The sequence below is a fragment of the Erwinia sp. MYb416 genome, from assembly GCF_037479575.1.
Lineage (GTDB): Bacteria > Pseudomonadota > Gammaproteobacteria > Enterobacterales > Enterobacteriaceae > Erwinia > Erwinia rhapontici.
Genome location: NZ_JBBGYT010000438.1, coordinates 737,714 through 761,632, shown reverse-complemented (window position 1 = coordinate 761,632; position 23,919 = coordinate 737,714). Strand labels below are relative to the sequence as shown.

At 55.4% G+C, this 23,919-nt stretch carries 18 protein-coding genes; 5 read left to right on the top strand and 13 right to left on the bottom strand.

The annotated features are described in order from the left end of the window. The first annotated feature begins 53 nt into the window (after nt 1-53). Nucleotides 54-779, top strand: a complete 726-nt coding sequence (locus WH277_RS13145) for a DUF3053 domain-containing protein (RefSeq protein WP_159338108.1) — start codon at nt 54-56, stop codon at nt 777-779. A gap of 81 nt (nt 780-860) precedes the next feature. Here WH277_RS13145 and WH277_RS13140 read toward each other — a convergent pair whose 3' ends face one another. The 6 genes from WH277_RS13140 to WH277_RS13115 form a co-directional block, all read right to left on the bottom strand. Then, complete coding sequence (locus WH277_RS13140) at nt 861-1,526, bottom strand: DUF3313 domain-containing protein (RefSeq protein ID WP_159338107.1); 666 nt, start codon at nt 1,524-1,526, stop codon at nt 861-863. Between the two features lie 99 nt (nt 1,527-1,625). Beyond that, nucleotides 1,626-2,531 (bottom strand): glutathione ABC transporter permease GsiD, encoded by a 906-nt coding sequence (gene gsiD, locus WH277_RS13135; RefSeq protein ID WP_133842091.1) that lies wholly within the window; start codon nt 2,529-2,531, stop codon nt 1,626-1,628. Nucleotides 2,532-2,540: 9 nt separating this feature from the next. After that, nucleotides 2,541-3,461, bottom strand: a complete 921-nt coding sequence (gene gsiC, locus WH277_RS13130) for a glutathione ABC transporter permease GsiC (RefSeq protein ID WP_133841096.1) — start codon at nt 3,459-3,461, stop codon at nt 2,541-2,543. Nucleotides 3,462-3,502: 41 nt separating this feature from the next. After that, nucleotides 3,503-5,041 (bottom strand): glutathione ABC transporter substrate-binding protein GsiB, encoded by a 1,539-nt coding sequence (gene gsiB, locus WH277_RS13125; RefSeq protein WP_171149364.1) that lies wholly within the window; start codon nt 5,039-5,041, stop codon nt 3,503-3,505. A gap of 40 nt (nt 5,042-5,081) precedes the next feature. Beyond that, on the bottom strand, nt 5,082-6,932 hold the full coding sequence (gsiA, locus tag WH277_RS13120) for a glutathione ABC transporter ATP-binding protein GsiA (protein WP_339505778.1): 1,851 nt from the start codon (nt 6,930-6,932) through the stop codon (nt 5,082-5,084). Beyond that, nucleotides 6,932-7,888 carry an isoaspartyl peptidase/L-asparaginase family protein gene (locus tag WH277_RS13115; RefSeq protein WP_339505777.1) on the bottom strand — a complete coding sequence of 319 codons (957 nt, stop codon included), beginning with the start codon at nt 7,886-7,888 and terminating at the stop codon, nt 6,932-6,934. The genes gsiA and WH277_RS13115 overlap by 1 nt, the downstream gene beginning before the upstream one ends. A gap of 261 nt (nt 7,889-8,149) precedes the next feature. On the opposite strand from WH277_RS13115, the gene moeA reads away from it, so the two are divergent. The 3 genes from moeA to WH277_RS13100 are packed head-to-tail and all read left to right on the top strand — an operon-like array spanning nt 8,150 to nt 11,756. Beyond that, entirely contained in the window at nt 8,150-9,385 is a 1,236-nt protein-coding gene (gene moeA, locus WH277_RS13110) for a molybdopterin molybdotransferase MoeA (RefSeq protein ID WP_339505776.1), read from the top strand. 1 nt (nt 9,386) lies between these two features. Beyond that, nucleotides 9,387-10,157: a molybdopterin-synthase adenylyltransferase MoeB gene (gene moeB, locus WH277_RS13105; protein ID WP_339505775.1), complete on the top strand. Its 771-nt coding sequence runs from the start codon at nt 9,387-9,389 to the stop codon at nt 10,155-10,157. Nucleotides 10,158-10,193: 36 nt separating this feature from the next. Further along, nucleotides 10,194-11,756, top strand: coding sequence for a sensor domain-containing diguanylate cyclase (locus WH277_RS13100; RefSeq protein WP_339505774.1), 1,563 nt, complete (start codon nt 10,194-10,196; stop codon nt 11,754-11,756). A 111-nt stretch (nt 11,757-11,867) separates the two neighbouring features. On the opposite strand, the gene WH277_RS13095 is transcribed toward WH277_RS13100, so the two are convergent. From WH277_RS13095 to mntR, 7 genes are all read right to left on the bottom strand, one after another. Next, the gene (locus WH277_RS13095) at nt 11,868-13,460 is read right to left on the bottom strand and encodes an ABC-F family ATPase (protein ID WP_133841102.1); all 1,593 of its coding nucleotides are present in this window, start codon (nt 13,458-13,460) and stop codon (nt 11,868-11,870) included. 133 nt (nt 13,461-13,593) lie between these two features. After that, the gene (locus WH277_RS13090) at nt 13,594-15,081 is read right to left on the bottom strand and encodes a sugar porter family MFS transporter (RefSeq protein WP_133841103.1); all 1,488 of its coding nucleotides are present in this window, start codon (nt 15,079-15,081) and stop codon (nt 13,594-13,596) included. Nucleotides 15,082-15,699: 618 nt separating this feature from the next. Continuing rightward, on the bottom strand, nt 15,700-17,250 hold the full coding sequence (locus tag WH277_RS13085) for an efflux transporter outer membrane subunit (protein WP_133841104.1): 1,551 nt from the start codon (nt 17,248-17,250) through the stop codon (nt 15,700-15,702). 1 nt (nt 17,251) lies between these two features. Continuing rightward, a complete protein-coding gene (locus WH277_RS13080) occupies nt 17,252-18,820 on the bottom strand; it encodes a DHA2 family efflux MFS transporter permease subunit (protein WP_339505773.1) in 1,569 nt (522 codons plus the stop codon). Then, nucleotides 18,817-19,935, bottom strand: coding sequence for an HlyD family secretion protein (locus WH277_RS13075; RefSeq protein WP_339505772.1), 1,119 nt, complete (start codon nt 19,933-19,935; stop codon nt 18,817-18,819). Before WH277_RS13075 ends, WH277_RS13080 begins: the two co-directional genes overlap by 4 nt. A gap of 117 nt (nt 19,936-20,052) precedes the next feature. Then, nucleotides 20,053-21,168: an SLC13 family permease gene (locus WH277_RS13070; protein ID WP_159338099.1), complete on the bottom strand. Its 1,116-nt coding sequence runs from the start codon at nt 21,166-21,168 to the stop codon at nt 20,053-20,055. Nucleotides 21,169-21,298: 130 nt separating this feature from the next. After that, nucleotides 21,299-21,748 carry a manganese-binding transcriptional regulator MntR gene (mntR, locus tag WH277_RS13065; RefSeq protein WP_133841108.1) on the bottom strand — a complete coding sequence of 150 codons (450 nt, stop codon included), beginning with the start codon at nt 21,746-21,748 and terminating at the stop codon, nt 21,299-21,301. A gap of 518 nt (nt 21,749-22,266) precedes the next feature. Between mntR and WH277_RS13060 the strand changes: the two genes are divergently transcribed. Further along, nucleotides 22,267-23,847: a phosphoethanolamine transferase gene (locus tag WH277_RS13060; protein ID WP_339505771.1), complete on the top strand. Its 1,581-nt coding sequence runs from the start codon at nt 22,267-22,269 to the stop codon at nt 23,845-23,847. Nucleotides 23,848-23,919: the final 72 nt, after the last annotated feature.

The window sequence follows — 23,919 nt, the reverse complement described above, 5'->3', positions numbered from 1 at the left end:
CAGTGCGCTATATTCCCCGGGCTATTTTTTCAATACTACAAGGGATATGTCTGATGACTTCACGATTACCACAGACGGGTTTCATCCGTTTTTTACTGCTACCGTTGATCATGATGGCCCTGCTGCTGACATTAAGCGGCTGCGGCGACAAAGAGCCAGAACAGCGCAAGGCATTTATTGAATTCCTGCAAACACGCGTGCTGGCAAAATCGCAGGTTGCCGTCCCTACCCTGACGGACGAGGAGACCAAAGCATTCGGCCCCTATGCCAGCGACTATGCGTTACTGACGGATTATCACAAGGGGATGGGCAACGTGTTCAGCGCCTCCCTGGGCGAAGTTTTTGCCCAGTTCAGGGGTGTGAATACCGTCAGCAACCTGATGGCTAAGCGCGATGACCTCAAAAAAATGGCCGATCAAAGTGCCGCCTGGAAACCGGTGCTGGAGAAGCTGCGCGCGGATAGCGAAAGCAAACATGCCGCGCTGAAACAGCCGGACGATCTGAAGGCGGTTTATGACCAGGTGTGGGCTAAAGTGATTGTTGCACCGGGTGATGCGGCGTTGCAGGTTGCCACGCAGGTCCCGGAGGTGCTGACGCTGCTGGTGAGCCAGGTGGATCTGTTGAAACAGCAGGGAGACAAAGTCACCGTATCCGGGAATATCGTGCAGTTTACCGACCAGAAAGCTCTGGATCAGTACAATGCCATTCAGCAAAAACTCCAGCCGTTAGTCATGGATCTGATGAAAACCGCCGGTCAGTTACAAAGCATGATCCGTTAAATCCGGGCAGAAAGTTCACCCGTTACAGCATCAAGATAAAAGTGGCCGACCGAGTGTTGCGGTCGGCCAACAACGAGTACTTTACTGCGCAGGGAAAGTCACAACGTCCCGTACCATCTCATCGATACCGCTTTTCAGCTCGCTCAGATTGATCGGTGCATTGCTGTTAGGCACGGTTTTTCCGTAAGCCTTGCGGACCACTTCCACCACCGGTTTGCCGGTTTTCGCATCCAGCAACTGCGTTTCCAGGAACAGCACACTGTTCTGAGTACGATGCCCGGAGGCCGCCATCGTGCTGGCAACGACCGCCGCCACCGGCACCACTTCATAGAACTTCATATCCTGATTTTCGGCATTCACCGCCGTGATCGCCGTTTTCATGATCAGCGTGCCGGGGCCGGACTGATTCACCAGCGCTTTACGCTGCCCAACCGCACTTTTCAGCTGCTGGTCGAGATAACTGCGCACCTGGTCCAGCGTGGGTTGGCTGACGCGGGCAGTCGGTTTTGCTGCCGGGTAATAGACCACCGGGGTGTAATAAATGCCGCGATAATCAGACAGTTTAAAATCAGGTGAAACCCAGCGCAACGTTTCATGACCGCTGGGAGACTCCGATGCTTTCAGGCGGGAATAATCCGGCAAAAAACCGGAATATTGTGTGGTATCAGCTACTTTTGACGAACAGCCGGCCAGCACAAGACACAACGTTGCCAGCCCGGCGACCAGAGGGAGACGCAAATTCTGCATTGCCAAATTCCTTGCTCAGTGAAGGTTATTCAAGCATAGAGCGCGCCTGACCTTTCACCAGCGGGATAAGCAAAATAGTTGATCTGACTGCGGTCAGCGTCAGGTTTTTAGCTTCGGATCCAGCGCATCCCGCAGGCCATCCCCCAGCAGATTAAAGGCGAGCACGGTCAGGAAAATCGCCAGACTGGGGAAAATCGCCACGTGCGGTGCCAGCACCATATCAGCCTGAGCCTCATTGAGCATCGCCCCCCACTCCGGGGTCGGCGGCTGCGCGCCCAGCCCAAGAAATGACAGGCTGGCTGCCGAAATGATTGAAGTACCAATACGCATAGTGAAATAAACCACAATCGACGACAGCGTCCCCGGCAGAATGTGCCGCAGGATGATAGTCAGATCCGATGCGCCGATACTGCGTGCCGACTCAATATACGTCAAATGCTTCAGCACCAGCGTATTGCCGCGGACAAGGCGGGCAAAGGCCGGAATACTGAATATCGCCACCGCCAGAATCACATTCGACATGCCGTTGCCCATCACCGCCACCACGGCGATCGCCAGCAGAATGCCGGGAAACGCGAACAGCACATCGCAGATACGCATAATGATGCGGTCCCACCAGCCTTCGTAGTAACCGGCTAACAGCCCCAGCAGCGTGCCTATCGCGGCACCCACCGCTACCGAGAAGAAACCCGCGACCAGTGATAGCCGGCTACCCAGCAGCACGCGACTGAAAATATCACGCCCCAGCGCATCCACGCCAAACCAGTGGACCAGCGACGGCCCTTCATTCAGCCGATCGTAATCAAAAAAGTTCTCGGCATCGAACGGGGCGAGAAGCGGTGCAAACAGCGCAATCAGGATCAGCAGCAGCACAAAAACAGCGGCAATCATCGCCACATGCTGGCGACGAAAACGCCGCCAGAACTCACGCCACGGGGTACGGACGCGATTGGGACTGATACCCGGCAGCGCTGAGAGTACGGCGTTACGTCGCCAGTTAATCATCATGCATCCTTACTTGTAGCGAATGGCGGGGTTGATCGCGGCATACAGCATATCGACCACCAGGTTAATCAAGATAAACTCCAGCGAAAACAGCAGCACTTCGGCCTGGATAACCGGGTAGTCGCGCATTTCCACCGAATCCACCAGCAGTCGCCCCAGGCCAGGCCAGTTAAACACCACCTCCACCACGATGGAGCCCCCCAGCAGGAAGCCAAATTGCAGGCCCATCATCGTGACCACCGGGATCATCGCATTGCGCAGGCCGTGTTTGATCACCACCACCGATTCACGCACGCCCTTAGCGCGTGCAGTACGCATATAGTCTTCCTGCATCACCTCAACGAAAGAGGCCCGGGTAAAGCGTGCCATCACCGCCGCCACGGCAGCGCCGAGGGTAATGGAGGGTAAAATATAATGTTGCCAGCTATCGGCACCGACGGTCGGCAGCCAGCCAAGCTCCACGGAAAAAACCTGCATCAGCAGGATGCCCAGCGCAAACGCCGGGAAAGAGATCCCTGAAACCGCCAGCGTCATCCCCAGCCTGTCCGGCCAGCGGTTGCGCCATACGGCAGAGACAATGCCAATGGCCATACCAAAAATCACTGACCACACCATGCTGCTCAGGGTCAGCCACAGCGTCGGCAGAAAGCGTTGGGCGATCTCTTCCGAGACCGGGCGTTTCGACACCATCGAGATGCCAAAATCCCCGCGCACGGCATGGGTGATGTACTGCCAGAACTGCTGCGGCAAAGGCAAATCCAGCCCCAGTTGCTGGCGCACCATCGCCACCACATCGGCATCGGCTTCGCGCCCGGCAATCAGTCGCGCCGGATCGCCGGGCAGCAGGTGAACAAACAGGAACACCAGCACCGCCACGATCAGCAGCGTGGGGATCAGCCCCAGTAAGCGTTTGAGAAAATAGTTAAGCATCTTGTACCCTGCGCCTCCCTGACGGGAGGCGCGTTAGTCCATTACTTCAGGTCAGCATCGTCAAAGCTGAACGAGGTATCCGGCATCACATAGAACCCGGTCAGGTTTTTGGTGTTTGCCGAAACCAGCTTTTCCACGACCAGCGGTGCCCAAGGCTGATCTTTCCAGATACGGTCCTGCGCATCTTTGTACAGCGCGGCTTTTTTCTCGCCGTCAGTCGTATTCAGCGCATCAGCCAGATCTTTATCCACCTGTGTGTTGCTGTAGAAAGCGGTGTTAAAGATGGTTGGCGGCCAGGACTGCGTGGCGAACAGCGGCGTTAAGGCCCAGTTGGCTTCCCCGGTAGAGGCAGACCAGCCAGTGTAGAACATGCGCACGCCGCTCTCTTTCTGGCCTTTATCTTCAACCTGTGCCGCACGCTGACCGGCATCCATCGCCGTCAGTTCCACTTTGATGCCCACCTGTGCCAGCTGCTGCTGGGTGAATTGCAACACCTTCTGCGCAGTGCTGTGATTATGCGAAGACCACAGTGCGGTAGTAAAGCCGTTCGGATAGCCCGCTTCCTTCAACAGTTCACGCGCTTTAGCCGGGTTGTATTCCGGGGCCGGGTAGCTTTGTGAGTACTGGATCGACGGCGGTACAATACCGGTTGCCGGGGTGGCATAACCGGCGAAGGCCACTTTCGCCAGCGCCTCACGGTTAATCGCGTAGTTGATCGCTTCACGCACTTTCGGGTTATCAAACGGCTTCTGCGTCACGTTAAAGCTGATGTAACGCTGCATGATCGATGGCGAGGTCACCAGATCCAGTTTGCTGTTTTTCTCCAGCAGTTTCGCCTGCTCAAACGGGATAGGGAAAGCAAAGTTGGCTTCGCCCGTTTGCAGCATCGCGGAACGGGTGTTGTTATCCACGACCGGGCGCCAGGTAATGCTGTCCAGCTTCGGATAGCCCGCTTTCCAGTAACCCGCAAACTTCTTCACTTTCACAAAATCAGTCTGATTCCAGGTGACGAACTCGTAAGGACCGGTGCCGACCGGGTGGAAGCCGATATCCTTACCGTATTTCTTCAGCGCATCCGGGGAGATCATCGCCGCTGCCGGGCTGGCCAGGGTGTTGATAAAGGCAGAGAACGGTTGCTTAAGCGTGATTTTTACCGTGTTAGCGTCCACCACTTCGGTGCTGGCGATGGTTTTAAACAGGTTATACCGCTTGAGATGATTGTCCGGGTTACTGGCACGGTCGAGGTTGGCTTTTACCGCTTCAGCATTAAACGGGGTGCCATCCTGGAAGTTAACACCGGTTTTTAGTTTGATGGTATAGCTCAGTCCATCCGGGCTGGCCTGGTAACTTTCTGCCAGCACGTTTTCCAGCTTCATCTCTTTATCAAAGCCAAACAGCCCCTGATAAAACGACTTTGCCACGGCCTGCGACAGCGTGTCATTCGCGTCGTACGGGTCCAGGGTGGTGAAGTTTGAGGCGACTGCAATGGTGACATCTTTCGCCGCCCAGGCAGGCAGTGCAACAACGCTGCCGAGCAGGCCAGCAGTTAACAGCAATTTACGCGTGTAGTGATTCATCATGTCATCCCTTATTGTCGTTCTACTCTGGAGTAAACAGGTTCTAGCTGCGATTTATGGCATGGCGCGCCACGTAATGCCCGGCGCTCACCTCTACCAGCGGTGCCACATCCGGCTCATCACCGAGGGCGTGGATTGGGCTGGGTATTTCATCAACGAGCAGTGCGCGTTCACGTCTCCGGTGCGCAGGGTCGGCCACCGGTACAGCGGCCATCAGCTTACGGGTGTAAGGATGCTGGGGATGTTCGAACACCGCCTGGCGCGGACCGATTTCCACAATCTGCCCAAGGAACATCACCGCCACACGGTGGCTGATTCGTTCCACCACCGCCATATCGTGCGAGATAAACAGAAACGCAATGCCAAATTCACGCTGCAAATCGAGCATCAAATTAATAATCTGTGCCTGGATCGACACATCCAGCGCGGAAACCGCTTCATCGGCGATCACGACTTTCGGATTAAGCGCCAGCGCGCGGGCAATACAGATGCGTTGTCGCTGCCCGCCGGAAAATTCATGGGGATAGCGCTGGGCGTGTTCAGGCAGCAGGCCGACGCGCTCTAACAGGGCGGCCACGCGCTGCTCGGCCTCCCGCCCACGGGCAATGCCGTGCACCAGCAGCGGTTCCATGATCGAAAACCCCACCGTCAGGCGCGGGTCGAGCGACGCATAAGGGTCCTGGAAAATAAACTGAATATCACGCCGCAGATGCGACAACGCGCTCCCAGTCAGATTATCGATACGCTGGCCGTTGAAAGTGATGCTGCCGCCCTGGCTTTCAACCAGCCGCAGCAGCGAACGCCCGGTGGTGGACTTGCCGCAGCCGGACTCTCCCACCAGCGCCAGCGTTTCGCCGGGGCGCAGATCAAAGCTCACCTTCTCTACCGCATGCACACGGCGCTGTACCCGGTTGAGCAGGCCGCCACGAATATCAAAACGCGTCACCAGGTCGCGCACCTGAAGAATCGGCGTATCCTGCGGGTTTACCGTATCCTGCGGCTGCTCTGCCACGGATTCACCTTCACTGACCAACGGGAATTTGGCTGGCCAGTGACGCCCGGTCATCGCCCCCAGTTTCGGTACGGCTGCCAGCAGCGCACGCGTATAGGGCTGTTGAGGGTGACTGAAGATCGCCTCGACGCTGCCGGTTTCCACCACATCACCGCGATACATGACCTGAACGCGGTCGGCCATCTCGGCCACCACGCCCATATCGTGAGTGATAAAGATCACCCCCATCTGCATCTCTTTTTGCAGCACGCGGATCAGCTGGAGTATTTGTGCCTGAATGGTCACATCCAGCGCGGTAGTGGGTTCATCGGCAATCAACAGCGCAGGACGGCAGGAGAGCGCCATCGCGATCATCACACGCTGACGCATCCCGCCAGAAAGCTGATGCGGATAGCGCGCCAGCACATTTTTTGCTTCAGGGATACGCACGAGGTCGAGCATCCGCTGCGCCTCGGCCAGCGCCCCGGCGTGGTTTTTGCCCTGATGGAGACGAATGGATTCGGCAATCTGCTCACCCACCGGGAATACCGGGTTCAGCGAGGTCATCGGCTCCTGGAAAATCATCGCCATATCGGCACCGCGCAGGGTGCGCAACTGCGACGGCGACTGTGTGGCCAGATTGACCAACTGATGATTGCGACGACGTAGCCACATCTCCCCGTTGTCAATTTGCCCGCCGCCCTGCTCCACCAGCCGCATTAGGGCAAGTGAGGTAACCGATTTACCGGAACCGGACTCACCAACAATCGCCAGCGTTTCGCCACGGCGGACCTCCAGTGACAGGTTATTGACGGCCTGAATACGCTGGCCTTCATGCTGGAAGCTGACGCTGAGGTCGCTTACCGACAGCACCACATCATCCTGATGGGGTAACTCACTCATCAGGGCTCCTCCCGATAAATGGCGACCACTGGCCGTTCACCCACCACGGCATAAGCGCGATACATGCCTTCGCTGTTAAACGGCAGCACCACGTTGCCAGCAGCGTCGATGGCAATCAGCCCACCGCTGCCGCCCAGTGCAGGAATATTTTCGTGGATCACTTTGTCACTGGCCTGTTGTAACGACAGTCCGGCGTACGCCATCAGCGCGGCGATATCATAGGCCGCCAGCGTGCGCATAAACACTTCCCCGGTACCCGTACAGGAGACGGCCACGCTGTCGCTGGCGTAGCATCCTGCGCCAGGTAAGGGGGAGTCACCGACACGACCCACCTGCTTGTTAGTCATGCCGCCCGTAGAGGTTGCCGCTGCAAGATTGCCCGCCTGGTCGAGGGCAACCGCACCCACCGTGCCAAACTTGCGGTCAGGATCCAGCGGTTCGCCAGACGCATCGCCATCGTGATCCAACAGAGTTTGTTGTGTGGCGATGGCGCGCTCAAGCTGTGCACGGCGCTCTGGCGTGGAGAAAAACGCATTTTCGACCATTTCGAGGCCATGTGATGCCGCAAACGATTCCGCACCCTGGCCGATAAACAACACATGAGGACTGTTTTCCAGCACCGTGCGTGCCGCCAGCACCGGATTACGCACGCGGGTAACACCCGCCACAGCCCCGGCTTCTCGCGTGCGGCCATCCATGACGCTGGCATCCAGCTCATGCGTGCCTTCATGCGTAAAGACTGAGCCGACCCCGGCATTAAACAGTGAACTCTCTTCCAGCTGGCGCACCGCCTCGGTCACCACATCCAGCGCACTCCCTCCCGCCGCCAGCAACGCCTGCCCGCTGGCAACGATCTGCAACAGCGCCTGGCGATAGAGCAGTTCTTTCTCTGCATCCATGCTGGCACGCGCGATAGCTCCTGCACCACCGTGAATTGCAATCGTCGCTATGGCCATAATTCATTTTACCCTGTGTGCCAAATCAGCATGAAAAACACTGAGTTAGAATATATTTGTCGAAAAAAAGCAGTTTTTGACTATAGGCAGGCAATATAGCGATGTAAAGCAGAAAGTTCGCACCCTGATAATAACCATTAATTCTAAGATAAACTTTATAGACGGTTATGGCTTACGAAGGCGGGCAAACGTGACCCTGCGAGCGATTCACGCCATAATGATCCCATCAGTTTTTTGCCCGAATCCTGGAGAAATAACTCAATGGAAGCTTTCACTGCGGGGTTAATCTCGCTTGATGATGCAATCAGCACGTTGCTGGCGCGCGTGATCCCTGTTCAGCAACATGACACCGTGGCTTTACCGGATGCCGCGGGTCGTATTACCGCCAGCGCGGTGATCTCCCCCATCGATGTCCCCCCATTCGACAATTCCGCCATGGACGGTTATGCCCTGCGCATGGCCGATCTCACCGCGGGAAGCACACTGCCCGTGGCGGGGAGGGCTTTTGCCGGTAGCCCATTCAGCGGCAACTGGCCTGCCGGGACCTGCATTCGAATTATGACCGGTGCGCCGCTGCCTGTGGGCTGTGACGCGGTAGTGATGCAGGAACAGACTGAGCAGGAAGGTGAGGCCATCCGCATCACTGCCGATGTCAGTGCCGGGCAAAATATCCGCCGGGTGGGTGAAGATATCCGCCAGGGAACCCAGGTACTGGAGGCGGGAATAAAACTGGGTGCGGCCGAACTGCCGCTGCTCGCCTCGCTGGGCATTGCCCAGGTCGCGGTGCTGCGTAAGCTACGGGTTGCCCTGTTCTCCACCGGCGATGAGTTACAGCCGGTGGGTCAGCCGCTGGCTGCGGGCCAGATATACGATACTAACCGCTTCGCCGTGCAGCTGATGCTGAACAAACTCGGCTGCGAGGTGATCGATCTCGGGATTATCCGTGATGACCCGGCTGCGCTGCGTGCTGCCTTTATTGAGGCCGATAGTCGTGCGGATGTGGTGATCAGCAGCGGCGGCGTATCGGTGGGTGCAGCGGATTACACCCGGCAGATGCTGGAAGAACTGGGTGAAATCGGCTTCTGGAAGCTGGCAATGAAACCCGGTAAGCCCTTTGCTTTCGGTCGCCTGCCGAACAGCTGGTTCTGCGGTCTGCCTGGCAATCCGGTCTCGGCGGTGGTGACCTTTTACCATCTGGTGCAGCCATTACTGGCGAAGCTGACGGGGCAGGCAGGCCCGGCATTGCCGCCACGTCAGCGGGTGCGGAGCGCCAGCTTTCTGAAGAAATCCCCCGGCCGCCTCGACTTTCAGCGCGGTATTTTGCAGCGCAATGGGCAAGGCGAGCTGGAGGTAGCCACCACCGGCCATCAGGGCTCACATATCTTCAGTTCCTTCCAACAGGCTAACTGCTTTATTGTTCTGGAACGGGATCGCGGCAACGTCGACGTGGGAGAATGGGTGGAAGTCGAACCGTTCAATTCCCTGTTGGAAGGCTGATATGTTTCCCGAACTGAATGATGAAGAGATGCTGCGCTACAATCGCCAGATCGTGCTGCGCGGCTTCGATTTTGACGGACAGGAGCGGCTGAAGGCTGCCCGGGTGCTGGTGGTCGGGTTGGGCGGGCTGGGCTGTAGCGCCAGCCAGTACCTCGCTTCGGCCGGTGTGGGTCATCTGACACTGCTCGATTTCGACCACGTGTCGGTGTCGAATCTGCAACGTCAAATCCTGCACGGCGAAGCGCAGGTCGGTATGGCAAAGGTGGACTCAGCACGGCTGCGGCTGGCGGCCATCAATTCCCTGATTTCCCTTGAGGCCATCAACGACCGGCTGGACGATCAACCGCTGGGCGATCAGATCGCTGCGCATCACCTGGTGGTGGACTGTTGCGATAACCTGGAAACGCGTGAGCAGCTCAACCGATTGTGCCATGCGCGCAAAATTCCGCTGGTATCCGGTGCGGCGATCCGCATGGAAGGCCAGATCAGCGTCTTCACCTGGGGCCACGATGAACCCTGTTACCGCTGTGTCAGCCGCCTGTTTGGCATCGCGCCGCTGAGCTGTGTGGAAGCGGGCGTAATGGCGCCATTGGTGGGCGTGATCGGTTCATTGCAGGCGATGGAGGCGATCCGTGTCCTGACCCAATACGGCAGCCCGGTGGCAGGGAAACTGCTGTTGTATGATGCAATGACCTTGCAGTTCCGAAGTATGACACTGGCTAAAGATCCGGATTGTGAAGTGTGCGGCATCATCAACCAGCACTATAGTTAAGTTGAATGCCTGGATGCATAAAGGATTGATTAGCACATGATTGATGAGCAAAGTGGGATAAGCGCGAGTGAAAAATCATCATTGCGCCAGATGATGATTATTTTTCTATTGGTGATTGTCACAGCGGTGATTGCGATTAACAGCTGGATTGTGTGGAGCTCGTGGAACCGCATGATTTCCACCTCGAAGGATGATGCGCGTAATCTCTCCCAGTCCCTTTCCCGCCAGGCGGAAGATACCTTCTTACAGGTTGATCTGACATTACAGGATCTGCGTGACCGCATCTCTCTGATCGGCCTGCGCGACGATCAGACCGATTACCTGCGTGAGATCCTGACCAATCGTAAAGCCAGTCTGCCACAGTTGCATGGTCTGTTTATCTTTGACGCCCAGGGCCGCTGGCTGGTGACCTCAGATGGCAATATCCCCAAACGTGCCAATAATAGCGACCGCGAATATTATCTTTATCACCAGCAGAACAGCAGCACGCAGGTGCACATTGGCAAAGTGATCCGCAGCAGAACGACCGGGGATCTCATTATCCCAGTGTCCATGCGCCTGGATAATTACGATGGTTCTTTTCGGGGTGTGCTGCTGGCCAGCGTCAGGCTGAGCTACTTCAAGCAAGCGTACAGCTACTACAACCTCGGCCAGCACGATGTGCTGGCGCTGATGCTGAAAGACGGCACAATTCTGTACGTTCGTCCTTTCTCCGATGACACCATTAATCGCAATATTGCCGGCGGCCCGCTGTTTACCAGCCTGCTCAAAAATGCGACCAGCGGTACCGCCATTTATGGCTCTACGCTGGATGGCATCGAACGGGTGTTTGGTTACTCCAGCCTGAAACGGTATCCGCTGGTTGTGGCCGCAGGCTACGACAAAAACCATCTGCTGGAAGTGTGGTTCTCCGATATCAGCATCTTTATTACGCTCTGCACCATTCTGCTGCTGGTGATCGCCCTGCTCGGATTCCTGGTGCTGCGCCATATTTCACTTAACCTGAAAAATCAGCAGGAGCTGTCCCTGGTGCGCGACAGGCTGACCTCAATGAACCGGACTCTGCAGACGCTGGCGCTGGTGGACAGCCTGACCGGGTTAGCTAACCGGCGGCAGTTTGATCTCTATCTGCAGCGCAGTGCGGAACGGTCGGTAAAACTGCACAGTCCGCTGGCGCTGCTGATGATAGATGTCGACAACTTCAAGCTGTTTAATGATAGCTACGGGCATCTGGCAGGTGATGACTGCCTGAAACAGGTGGGTGATACGCTGGCGCATTTACCGCGCAGACCCGAGGATCTGGTTGCCCGCTATGGGGGGGAAGAGTTTGCGGTGGTGATGCCAGGGGCGGATCGTGCTGCCGCGCTGCGCTTTGCTCATCAGGCCATCGCGGCCATCGCCAACCTTGCTATTCCTCATCAGCATGCCGAAAAAACGGGGAATGTGGTCACCATCAGCGTGGGAGTGCATGTGGTAAACGCAGAACGCAATGTTGATATCAGTCTGGCACTGATTGCGGAGGCGGATAAAGCGCTTTATGCAGCGAAAAAGGCGGGGAAAAACCGGGTAGCGGAAAATCAATCTGAGGTGAGTGACTGATATAGCGTACACATTCCTGGCACGGGGCGACCGGAAAAAAAGGTCGCCCTCTACAGGATCCTAATGCCCAGGGTCGACCTTATGTTTCGGTCAGCCCGCAGCCACTGGGCCTTAAACGATACCCTGGCTACGCAGGTAATCTTCGTAGTCACCGGTAAAGTCGTTGATTTTGCCTGGTGTCATTTCAATCACGCGGGTCGCCAGCGAACTGACGAATTCACGGTCGTGAGACACGAAGATCAACGTACCTTCGTACATTTCCAGCGCCATGTTCAGCGCTTCGATGGACTCCATATCAAGGTGGTTGGTTGGCTCATCCATGATCAGCACATTAGGCTTCTGCATCATCAGCTTACCAAACAGCATACGGCCCTTTTCACCACCGGACAGCACCTTCGCAGGCTTCTTAATATCATCCTGGCTGAACAGCAGGCGGCCGAGAATACCGCGTACGGCCTGCTCGTCATCACCGTCCTGCTTCCACTGGCTCATCCAGTCGAACACGGTGAGGTCGTCGGCAAAGTCATGGGCATGGTCCTGCGCGTAGTAACCAATCTGCGCGTTTTCAGACCATTTCACCGTACCATTTTCTGGCAGCAGTTCGCCGATCAGGGTTTTCAGCAGCGTGGTTTTACCGATACCGTTTGGCCCCAGAATCGCCAGCTTTTCGCCCACTTCCAGCAGCATGTTGACGTTCTTAAACAGGGGACCATTGTCGAAACCTTTGGTCACCGCTTCCAGCGTCAAGGCGTTACGGAACAGCTTCTTGTCCTGCTCGAAACGGATAAACGGGTTCTGACGGCTGGAGGCTTTGACTTCGTCCAGCTTGATCTTATCAATCTGCTTGGCGCGTGACGTTGCCTGACGAGATTTAGAGGCGTTGGCGCTGAAGCGGCTGACGAAGGATTGCAGTTCGTTGATCTGCGCTTTCTTCTTGGCGTTATCCGACAGCAGACGATCGCGGGCCTGGGTGGCCGCCGTCATATATTCATCGTAGTTACCCGGATAGACGCGCAGTTCGCCGTAATCCAGATCCGCCATATGCGTACACACCATATTCAGGAAGTGACGGTCATGCGAAATGATGATCATGGTGCTGTTACGTTCGTTCAGCACCTGCTCCAGCCAGCGAATGGTATCGATGTCCAGGTTGTTTGTTGGTTCGTCAAGCAGCAGAATTTCCGGGTTAGAGAACAACGCCTGTGCCAACAGCACACGCAGTTTCCAGCCGGGAGCGACTTCGCTCATCGGGCCGTAATGCTGCTCCAGCGGAATCCCCACGCCCAGCAGCAGTTCACCGGCGCGCGCTTCCGCGGTATAACCGTCCATCTCGCCATACTTCTCTTCGAGATCGGCGACTTTGTAGCCGTCTTCTTCGCTCATTTCCGGCAGCGCATAGATCGCATCGCGCTTTTCTTTCACCGCCCACAGCTCGCCGTGACCCATGATCACGGTATCCAGTACGGAATACTGTTCAAAGGCGAACTGGTCCTGGCGTAATTTACCCAGACGTTCGTTCGGGTCAAGAGCAACGTTGCCGCCAGAGGGTACCAGGTCGCCGCCCAGAATTTTCATAAAGGTGGATTTGCCGCTGCCGTTGGCGCCAATCAGGCCATAACGGTTGCCGCCGCCAAATTTGACAGAGATGTTTTCGAACAGCGGCTTACTGCCAAACTGCATGGTGACGTTGCTGGAAACTAGCACAGAGATAGCCTTTAATTTTTAATGTGAGTATGTGAGTCAGCGCGCATTATGCCAAAAAAAAGGCGCGGGGCATACAGCGGGAAATCCTGGAGAGGGGGAACATCAGGGCCGGGGAGCAACCCGGCCCTGACGGTTAATGACTTTCTGCTTTACGTTTCGACGCGGTTAATGCTTTGCTCTCTTCTTCATTACTCAGCCAGTCATGCAGATAATGCTCTATCTGCTCAAGACTGCGATTGCGTGTTTCCGGGATGCATTTGATAACGAAGATGCCGGAAGCAATACCGATCAGCGCAAAAATCAGGAAGGCGCCTGACAGACCCACGCTGGCGAGTAACATCGGGAATGCCAGTGAGATCAGGAAATTGGCGATCCACATCGCGAAAATCGCGCTGCCCATAAACATCCCGCGCAGCCGGGTCGGGAAGATCTCCGACAGCAACAACCAGGTCGCTGGCGAAAGGAAGCCTTGCTGAAAGCTGAGGAACATCAGCATACCCAGCAGCACGAGATAACCGCGCAGGGCATCCACCTGACCATTCACCGTTTCCGGCATAAAGAAACTCACCGCTGCGATAAACAGCAGGCTGAAGGTACAGCCAAACTGACCGATCAGCGTCATGGTACGGCGGCCCATTTTACCCAGCAGCCAGATACCCACGCAGACCATCAGCACCGAGACGACGCCGTTAGCAATCGTGGCAAAAAGCGCCGCATTAGTGCTCATGCCGATAGCTTTTAACATAGTTGGAGCGTAATACATGATGGTATTAACGCCTGAGGTCTGCTGAATAACCGCAATCCCCACGCCGATCAGAAACAGCTTCATCAGCCAGGGTTTGGCAAGATCGTGCAGGCCCGGTTTTCTTTGATTCTCCTCCTCGGCCAGCGTCTCCTCAATCTCCTCCATTTCCCAGTCAACGTCTTCTTTGGCACGGGTGCGTTCCAACACGCGACGGGCTTCAGCCAGCCTGCCCTGCATCGCATACCAGCGCGGCGTATCGGGCATAAACATCATTCCGAACCACAGCAGCACCGCCGGAACGGTGGCAATCGCCAGCATCCAGCGCCATGTTTCATCACCGCCCCAGGCGGCGTTAAAACCGGCATTGGATATATAGGCGAGCAGTTGACCCGTGACGATCATGAGTTCCTGGATGGTCACCAGCTGACCACGTTTATTCGCCGGGGCAATTTCAGCAATATACACCGGCACCGTCGCCGATGCCCCACCCACTGCGACACCGAGGATCAGGCGGAAGAAAATCATCCACTCGACATCAGGCGCCATCGCGGTTCCGATGGAGCCAATGGCAAAGATGATGGCAAGAGTGATGATGATTTTCTTACGTCCGGCCGTATTAGCGAAATGCCCGGAGAGCAGTGCGCCAAAAGCGGCGCCGAATAACAGCGAGCTGGTGACCAGGCCTGTGGTAAATGGCGTGAGATGTAATTCATCGCCCATAAACAGCAGAGCACCTGAGATTACGCCGGTATCATAGCCAAACAGCAAGCCACCCAGGGTAGCCACCGCGGCGATCACTTTCACAAATGGTTCAGTTTTCGTTCGACTATTCGGACCTGAAGCCCGGTTAGGTGTTAAATATTGTTCTTTTGCCATGGTGACTACAGTGACCTCTCATCGACCTGGTTAGTAGGGTGCAGGGGGGTAAATCATTATTTTGCTCAACCGTTCACCGCCTCTGAACCTTAATTTAGACTATTTCTTTCATTTCAATTAACAATGAAAATTAAATTTTGAGCGTTACATCGCATTATTTCATTTTAATTGCGACACCCATCACATAAACATGCCAATGACGTTGTATTAATGTGATCTAATGGGCGAAAAAAATATTTGAGAACATTTCATCCAGAATGAAATAATCATTATTCATTTCATTTAAAATAAAAAAATGATAGGAAAATATCAAACCAAAAAACAGATAATCTCGTAAACCTCTTTCATAAATTCCATTAATTACAACAAATTAAGAAAATGATAATTAATTATCATAGAATCATAAAAAACTCTCTTTTCGCAGAACAGGCCTCTCATTTATGGTCAAACATAATGAAAATAAACAGGAATTCCATCGTTATGGCTTGCACAGGTTAAAAGAGTGAAATGGAGTAAACTCTCATTTCTTGCTTTTTTTGAGGAAAAAAGGCGATGAGATTCAAACCAAAAAAAACGCGGCCCCTGATGAGAGCCGCGTTTTTTTATAAAGATAAAACCTTACTGTGGGTTTTCTGCGGGGCCAAATACCGAATAATCCGGCATGTTCACGTTTTGATACGCTTCCCAGCCGCCGCCCAGCGCTTTATACAGCGCGACCAGGTCAAGCGTGCTCTGTACCCGTGCCTGTTCCGCCTGCTGTTGCGCCTGCGCCAGCTGACGCTGTGCATCCAGCGCCTCAATAAAGGTCGAGATCCCCTGGCGATAGCTGTCGCTGGCCAGCGTAAAGGCACGCTGTAACGCCGCCACAGTGTCATCCAGCCCTTCCACCTGCTGCTGGTCGCTGCGATAGCTGACCAGCGCATTTTCCACATCCTGCAACGCCGTCAGCACCGTCTGACGATAACCCAGCGCCGCGCTCGCCTGCTGCGCACGGGCCAGCTTCACACTGGATACCAGCCGCCCCCCCTGGAAGATCGGGATGGTGACGGACGGTCCGTAGCTGTAGAAATGACTGCTCCAGTTATCCAGATAGCTGGCATCGCTGTTACGCATGCCAAACTGCCCGGTCAGTGACAGACTGGGAAACAGCTGTGCCACAGAAACACCAATATTGGCGGTCGCCGCGTGCAGGCTGGCTTCCGCTTCACGCACATCCGGGCGACGACGCGCCAGCTCAGACGGTACGCCGACCGGCACCGCTTTCGGCAGAGCCGGCAGCGGTTTGGCGGTCATTAACTCCGCATCCAGTGCGCCGGGGACTCTGCCCGTCAGCACGGCCAGACCGTTCATCGCCTGGTGGATCTGCGCCTGATACTGCGGCAGTTGAGCGCGCAGTGAATTCACCTGGGCGCGGGAGTTCTCCACATTGGTCTGCGGTGCCAGCCCATTACGCTGCTGGCTCTGCGTCAGCTCCAGTGTCTGCTCCGCCACGTCAATCTGTGTTTGCAGGGTACGGGTAATGGCTTGCGCGCCCCGCAGCTGCAGGTAAGCCCGCGCCACTTCGGCCTCCAGTGACACCAGCGCATCATTACGGTTTTCTACCGATTGTTGCTGCTGCGCATCGGCCATTTCGACCTGACGACGCACTTTGCCCCACAGATCCAGCTCCCACGAAGCGTCAAAACTGCCCTGATACAGCCCGACCGGCTTAGACAGGCTGTCGAGGGCCGGTTGTAAATCGGTTTCGCTTCCCGCCTGGTCAATCTGGTCGTAGACCCCTTCGGACTCCAGTTCGCCTTTAATGCCCAACTGTTGGCGGGTAAAACGGGCGTTACCGTTCACGGAAGGTGCCCAGGCACCGCGTGCCTGGTTCAGCTGCTGACGTGCGCCAGCGATACGCAGTACCGCCTGCTGCAGGGATAAATTGCCTTTAATGGCACGTGCGATCAGGCTGTCCAACTGCGGATCGTTAAATGACTTCCACCAGTTCGGGTTAGTCGCTGCCGCCAGCGGCGCGGAGATACCGTCCGGCTGCATACTGTTAAAACGCTCCGGTGTGGCGGGCTTCGGCGCCTGGTAATCCGGGCCAACGGCACAGCCACTGAGCATCAGTGCAACGGCTATCAGCCCACCACTGCGCGAACGCAAAAAAGAAGGAGGAACGTTCATGTCAGTGTGCTCCTGCACTGCCCTGGCTCTTGATAGGCGCCAGTAACAGACAAAATGGAATAAGGACCAGGGCAACAATACTGAGGCCCATAAAAACATCGATATAGGCGAGGAAACGCGCCTGCACGATCATCTGTTTATACAACTGCCCGGTGGCGATGGTCACCGGGTCACCCGCCATATGCACATAGTCCCTGACGCCCTGGGCCCAACGCTCAACCGTCAGGTTAAACGGCTCATTGAGTGGGGTCATGTTATGTACCAGTTGCGCGCTACGCGCCTGGGGGCGTTCGGTGATCATCGCCGTCGATAGCGAAATACCAATCGATCCCGCCACATTACGAAACATGGTAAACAGCGCCGAGGCATCGGCATTCAGCCGCTGCGGAATAGTGACAAACGCGATGGTGGTCAGCGGTACAAACAGGAAGCCGAGGCCAATGGTCTGGAAACTGCGCATGATGACCAGCGTGGTGAAGTCGATATCCGGCGTCAGGGTCGATGAGTAGATAAACGACACCCCGAGCAATGCAAAGCCAAAGGCAATCAGCAGACGCGTCTGCACGATGGGCATCAGCTTCAGCACCAGCGGGATCGACAGCACAATCAGCACCGCCCCGGGCGACAACACCAGCCCCGAGAGCGTGGCGGTATACCCCAGGTCCTGCTGTGCCAGTTGAGGGATAACCACCGAACTGCCATACAGGATCGCAGCCATGCCCGCCATCAACAAGCAGGCCACCGCAAAATTACGGTCTTTCAGTACGTGCAGATCGACCACCGGCTTTTTGGCATACAGCAACCAGTAAATCGCTCCGACAATCCCGGTCAGAGCCAACAGCGCGAAGGTAACGATAAACCCCGACTGGAACCAGTCTTCATCTTCGCCACGGTCCATCATCACCTGCAGGCAGCCAAGGCCGAGTGTGATCAGACTGATGCCGATATAGTCGACGCTCAGTTTGCCCTTCGCCTTTTTACGCTCCCACGGCGGATCTTCCAGCAGCTGGTAGATCGCCAGCACGCTGAGGATCCCCACCGGAATATTGATGAAGAACACCCAGCGCCAGCTGTAGTTATCGGTGATCCAACCGCCAAGCGTCGGTCCGAGAACCGGCGCCACGATCACCGCAATCGACGACAGACCGAACGCCTTACCGCGATCCTCCGGCTTAAAATAATCCAGCAGCACAGACTGCTGCACAGGCTGTAACCCGCCGCCGAAGAATCCCTGTAATACGCGGAACAGAATGATCTGCCACAGTTCAGTCGCAATGCCGCACAGGAATGAGCAGACGGTAAACATCACAATACAGATGAGGAAAAACTGCTTACGGCCCAGCAAACGACTCAGGAAGGCTGAAATCGGTAGCACGATGCCGTTGGCCACCAGATAGGAGGTCAGCACCCAGGTGGATTCGTCATAACTGGCCGAGAGCGATCCGGCCACATGCGGCAGGGCAACGTTAACGATGGTGGTGTCGAGGATCTCCATGAACACCGCAAGCGTCACGGTCATCGCGACCAGCCAGGGGTTACTGGCGGGCTTCCAGTTCTGGCCGGGATTCATTCCAGCGTGACCTTAGGTTCAACCGACAGACCAATCGGAAGCGGATGGTTCGGATCCAGCCCTTTATCAATCACGATTTTCACCGGCACGCGCTGCACGATTTTCACGTAGTTGCCAGTAGCATTCTCAGAAGGGAAAGCAGAGAAGCGGGAACCACTGCCCATCTGTACGCTGTCGACATGTCCCTCCAGCTTGAGGTCCGGCCAGGCATCGACACTAATCTCCACTCTGTCGCCCGGTTTCATCCGTGCCAGCTGCGACTCTTTAAAGTTAGCCACAATCCATACGTCGGGTGATACCAGTGAGAACAGCGACGAGCCTGCCTGCACCAGCGTCCCCACCTGTACATTACGTTTGGTGACAAAACCGTCGTAAGGGGCACGGACTTCGGTATAAGAGAGATTCAGATTCGCGGTATTGAGCTGTGCCTGTGCCTGTTCAACCTGGCTCTGCCGCGCTTCAACATTGGTTTCCTGCTGACGGATCTGCAAAGCCACCTGAGAAGCGACTTCAACCTGCGCCTGGGCATTCGCCAGTTCAGCTCTGGCACTGCGTAACTGGGCGTTTGCTGTATCGATATTGCGCTGTGACGTGGCACGCGGGTCGACGCCACGCTGGCGCTTATCGTCAGCCTGAGCATTCATATAATTGGCCTGCGCACTGGCGAGCTGTGCCAGCGCCTGGTCTTTCTGTGCCGGGTACTGTACCCGTGCCAGTTCCAGTTGAGCCTGCGCCTGATGCAGCTGTGCCTGAGCCAGGCCGAGCTGCGCTTTCGCCTGATCGCGCTGGGCAGCGGTATCACGCGGATCGATCACTACCAGCAGATCGCCCTTCTTCACTCGCTGGTTATCTTTAACCCGCAGCTCGGTGACATAGCCAGAGGCTTTCGGCGCAATGGTCACCGCATCCGCTTCAGTGAAAGCATCATCGGTGGTTTCAATATTGCGCGTGGTCAGCCAGAACCACAGCGCCACGATAATCATCACGACAACCACTATCGCCAGAATAACCAGAGGCTTTTTACCGGGCCGTTTGCGTGGAGTTTCTTCATTTTGCGCAGCATCAGACTGATGCTGGGATTCATCATCAGGTGCAGAGGAGGTTTGATTAGCCATAGTATCCGTCGGTGAGTGCGCCCGGGTTCAGCGAGCACAATGATTCAGTCTGGTATAACCATAGGGCCAAAATTGACAAATGCCAGGGTTTCCTGACAAATCCGGAATTGCCTGACGTCAGTTCGCATGAATAAACAAATAGAGCCCCCAGCCACTGACTAACGCCCACACCAGCATCGGCAGGGAATAGAGGTGGAAGTGCCACCAGATAGCGCGATCTTTTGCCATGCGCAGCGCGATCAGGTTGGCCAGCGAGCCTGGCAGCAAGCCAAACCCACCAATATTCACCGCCCAGGCCAGCAGCACCGACGGCGGCAGGCTGCTGAGCAGCAGGATAGTGGCAGGAACATTACTGATCACCTGCGACAGCCCCGCGGCCAGCAAAAACTGCCCGCCAGCCGGAAGCTGCCCGGCCAGATGCAGGGTGGACTGTACCAGCGGCAGCTTTGTCAGCAGGAAGACATCGATAAACATCACAATAAACACCACCAGCAGGCTCCAGTCGATGCTTAACAGGATGCGACGCGCCAGCACAAGGAAGGTAGCAAAGACCAGCACCAGCCCCCAGATGGCGAGATCCATTTCCAGCGCCGTAATAAACAGCAGATAAAGCAGCGCGCTGGCGAACAGCAACCGGCGCTGCCAGGGGGCATCCTCTGACGTCTGATGCTGCTCAATCTTCTTCGCGCGGAAACAGCAGGCGGTCAGTAACAGCAGGCTGAGCACCAGCCATCCGGCCAGCGGTAACATCTGCCAGATAAAACCAGCAAAGCCTGCATCACCGTGACGCCACAGCAGAATATTTTGCGGATTACCGATAGGGGTGAGCAGCGAACCCGCGTTCACCGCCAGGGCTTCAAAGATAATTAAGCGGGCAATCGGCAGCGAGGAATACTTTCGCAGAGAGAGCGTCAGCGGCACCAAAATAAACAGAGCAACGTCGTTGGTCAGGAACGTTGAGAGCAGTGCGGCGGCGGCCACCAGAAACAGCGCTAACTGGCGTTGATGGCGAAAGCCCTGCACCAGACGACGCCCGAGCACATCAAAATAACCGCTGGCCTCAATGCCTTTGGTCAGCATCAGCAAGCCGCTCAGCGTGATAATGGTGGGCCAGTCTACGGCACCAGGCAGTTCTGCCAGCCGGAAAGGCACAAAACAGGCCAGCAGCAGCCCCAGAACCACCAACAGATGCAAAAAACGATCGTGCAAAAAAGGTCTGAGCAGAGAAGTCATGCTGGCGCGCCATGTGATATCCCCTTTATCCCTGACGCTGCATCAGCATACGCCCGATGGACCGTCCCTGGATGGGGTAAGGTTCTTCAGGGCTGTCGCAGGCAACGCCAGTGATGGGGGAAGAAGGTGATTAACGACTTTCGCTAAATTTTTTAAAGATGGCCAGCGTTTCATCGCTGACGTGATGCTCAATACCTTCCGCATCGCGGCGTGCGGTATCCGGGCTGATACCCAGTGCCAGCAGGAAGGTTTCAACAATATGGTGACGTTCGCGGCTCTCTTCAGCCAGTTTTTCCCCTTCCGGTGTCAGGAAAACGCCCCGGTAAGGTACCTGTTCAACCAGCCCGCCTGTGGCGAGACGTTTAAGCATTTTTGCCACCGTTGGCTGCGACACGCCCAGACGAGCAGCCATATCCACCTGGCGGGCTTCACCAAACTCGCGGATCAGATCAGAAATCAGCTCTACATAGTCATCGATTAATTCACGACGGTGCGCTTCACGTACCTGACGGAAACCCTCGACATGCTCTTCAATATCTTTCAGTGGCGCGGGCACTGCCACTTTTGCGCGACGACTCATTCAGCTTCCTCTTCTTATCAACCGCTGCATTATAGCGGGCAGCGGTCTGTTGTGTGCCACATTGTAAACGAACCGCAGGCAAGCACAAAATTTAGCGTATTAGCTATGGCTATAGGGTATAGCCTGTGCTATACCTGATGATAATTCGCGCATATCCTGATTGACCGGAGGGACATCAGATGAAAACACCACTGCTATTAAAACTCTTTTGCCGTTCGCCGTTTACACTCCGACTGATGCTGCTGGAAATGCTGGTGAATTCGAAGCCTGCCCGTCAGGCTTCTTAACCACTCAGCCCTTGTTCCGACTATTTTGTTTGTCACTTCACAGAACTTATTGATGATGCTGGTTGCCTTTCGGCAAAACAGCGATTATCGTGCCAGCCTTTCGTAAAGAATGCAGGCCGATCGGGCTCCACCCCACCCCTTCCCCCATGATCTTACGAGTTGTATCAGGCAGTTTGCCACTTCAGCGTCGAACTGAATGGTCGCTATAGCTTTCCCTAATAAGAACCAATAATGAATCTGACATTAATTAAAACTGCTACAGCAGGCCGTTATCGTGCCTGGGTTAGCCCGTACGTTGGGCTGTATTTACTTTTATCCGTTCTGATTAATCTGGCATTCGGTTACCCGTTAAGCGGTTTATACAGTCTGGCCTTTACGGCACTGCTGGTGCTGCTGGCGGCGGTTGCCCCGAAGACACAGAAAACGCTGATTGCCGTCGGTGTACTGATGGCCGGGTTCTATTACCCTTTTGGTCAGGTTTATGGCCCACCCAATTTTAATACCCTGCTGGCACTGCACGCGACCAATGTGGAAGAAGCCAGTGAAATAATGCTGATCTTCCCACTGCATGATTATTTTATTGGCATGGCCATTCTGGCCGCCGGGCTGCTGGCGCTCAGGCGTAAACCACTGGAAAAACAGCGCTGGTGGCACGCGGAAAGTGCCTGCCTTGCCTTCGTACTGGTGGCGTGGGTGACACAGCCAGTGATGAACCAGCTGACGGGCGGGGTGTTTAATCTGAAGGATACCGGTTTCCCACTTGTGCGCTTTGTGAAAGATACGCTGGAGAGTATGTTTTCTGTCTATAAAGAGATCGACCGGATGAACCAGCTGGCCACGCTGAAAGACGACTGGCATGTGTTAAGCGTCAAACCCCAGCAGCAGATTTATGTGGTGGTCATTGGGGAAAGCGCGCGTCGTGATGCGCTGGGTGCCTTTGGCGGGCACTGGGATAATACGCCTTTTGCCAGCCAGCTTAACGGCCAGTTTTTCACCCGCTATACCTCGGCGGCCTCTTCCACTCAGAAATCGCTGGGCTTGACGCTTAATCAGGTGGTGGACGGTAACCCTGAATACCAGAACAATATCATTACTCTCGCCAACCGCGCCGGGTTTGATACCTGGTGGATGTCGAACCAGGGCCAGATTGGACAATATGATACGCCGATTGCCAGCATTGCTCAGCGAGCCAAAAATGTGCATTTCCTTAAAAGCGGCGACTTTGAAGCGGATAAAAACACGCGGGATGAAGACCTGCTGAGTTTTACGCCGGGTGCACTGGCACGTCCGGTCGATCGTCCTCGCTTACTGGTGTATCACCTTGTCGGCTCGCATCCGAAGGCCTGTGATCGCACGCGTGGTCGCTTTGTCGAACGTCTGCATTCGCTGGAAACCTCATGTTATCTGTACAGCATGACGCAGACCGATGGTTTCCTGCAGCAGCTCTGGGAGCAGTTACACAGCAGCGGCCTGACTTTTTCGATGATCTATTTTTCCGATCACGGCCTGGCATTTAAAGAGAAAGGGACGCGTAACGAGTATCTGACTCACGATGATAAATATCGTCAGAACTTTGAGGTGCCGATGTTTATCAGCTCAAGTAACGACAGTCGTCATCAGATGATTACTACGCCGCGCTCAGCCAATGATTTCCTGATGCTGTTCTCACAGTGGACGGGGATTGAGACGAGGGAAATTACATCACGCTATCGCTTTGTATCCGCAGAGAAAGCGCCACCGATTGAAGTGACTAACTTTGCACTGAAGCGCCTGCCGTTTAATCAACTGCCGCAGGATCATTTTGCTAAATAGGACATTCACATAAAAAAAATCCGCCCCGAGGGGCGGATTCTTCAACGTCAGTCCGGTAATCCGGACTTGCGG

Excerpts from the sequence above, each read along its gene's own strand:
- moeB (WP_339505775.1), top strand. The coding sequence starts at position 9,387 with ATGTTTCCCGAACTGAATGATGAAGAGATGCTGCGCTACAATCGCCAG.
- WH277_RS13060 (WP_339505771.1), top strand. The coding sequence starts at position 22,267 with ATGAATCTGACATTAATTAAAACTGCTACAGCAGGCCGTTATCGTGCC.
- gsiB (WP_171149364.1), bottom strand. The coding sequence starts at position 5,041 with ATGATGAATCACTACACGCGTAAATTGCTGTTAACTGCTGGCCTGCTC.
- WH277_RS13085 (WP_133841104.1), bottom strand. The coding sequence starts at position 17,250 with ATGAACGTTCCTCCTTCTTTTTTGCGTTCGCGCAGTGGTGGGCTGATA.
- WH277_RS13100 (WP_339505774.1), top strand. The coding sequence starts at position 10,194 with ATGATTGATGAGCAAAGTGGGATAAGCGCGAGTGAAAAATCATCATTG.
- WH277_RS13090 (WP_133841103.1), bottom strand. The coding sequence starts at position 15,081 with ATGGCAAAAGAACAATATTTAACACCTAACCGGGCTTCAGGTCCGAAT.
- moeA (WP_339505776.1), top strand. The coding sequence starts at position 8,150 with ATGGAAGCTTTCACTGCGGGGTTAATCTCGCTTGATGATGCAATCAGC.
- gsiD (WP_133842091.1), bottom strand. The coding sequence starts at position 2,531 with ATGATTAACTGGCGACGTAACGCCGTACTCTCAGCGCTGCCGGGTATC.
- WH277_RS13145 (WP_159338108.1), top strand. The coding sequence starts at position 54 with ATGACTTCACGATTACCACAGACGGGTTTCATCCGTTTTTTACTGCTA.
- gsiA (WP_339505778.1), bottom strand. The coding sequence starts at position 6,932 with ATGAGTGAGTTACCCCATCAGGATGATGTGGTGCTGTCGGTAAGCGAC.
- WH277_RS13140 (WP_159338107.1), bottom strand. The coding sequence starts at position 1,526 with ATGCAGAATTTGCGTCTCCCTCTGGTCGCCGGGCTGGCAACGTTGTGT.
- WH277_RS13070 (WP_159338099.1), bottom strand. The coding sequence starts at position 21,168 with ATGACTTCTCTGCTCAGACCTTTTTTGCACGATCGTTTTTTGCATCTG.
- WH277_RS13075 (WP_339505772.1), bottom strand. The coding sequence starts at position 19,935 with ATGGCTAATCAAACCTCCTCTGCACCTGATGATGAATCCCAGCATCAG.
- gsiC (WP_133841096.1), bottom strand. The coding sequence starts at position 3,461 with ATGCTTAACTATTTTCTCAAACGCTTACTGGGGCTGATCCCCACGCTG.
- WH277_RS13080 (WP_339505773.1), bottom strand. The coding sequence starts at position 18,820 with ATGAATCCCGGCCAGAACTGGAAGCCCGCCAGTAACCCCTGGCTGGTC.
- WH277_RS13115 (WP_339505777.1), bottom strand. The coding sequence starts at position 7,888 with ATGGCCATAGCGACGATTGCAATTCACGGTGGTGCAGGAGCTATCGCG.
- mntR (WP_133841108.1), bottom strand. The coding sequence starts at position 21,748 with ATGAGTCGTCGCGCAAAAGTGGCAGTGCCCGCGCCACTGAAAGATATT.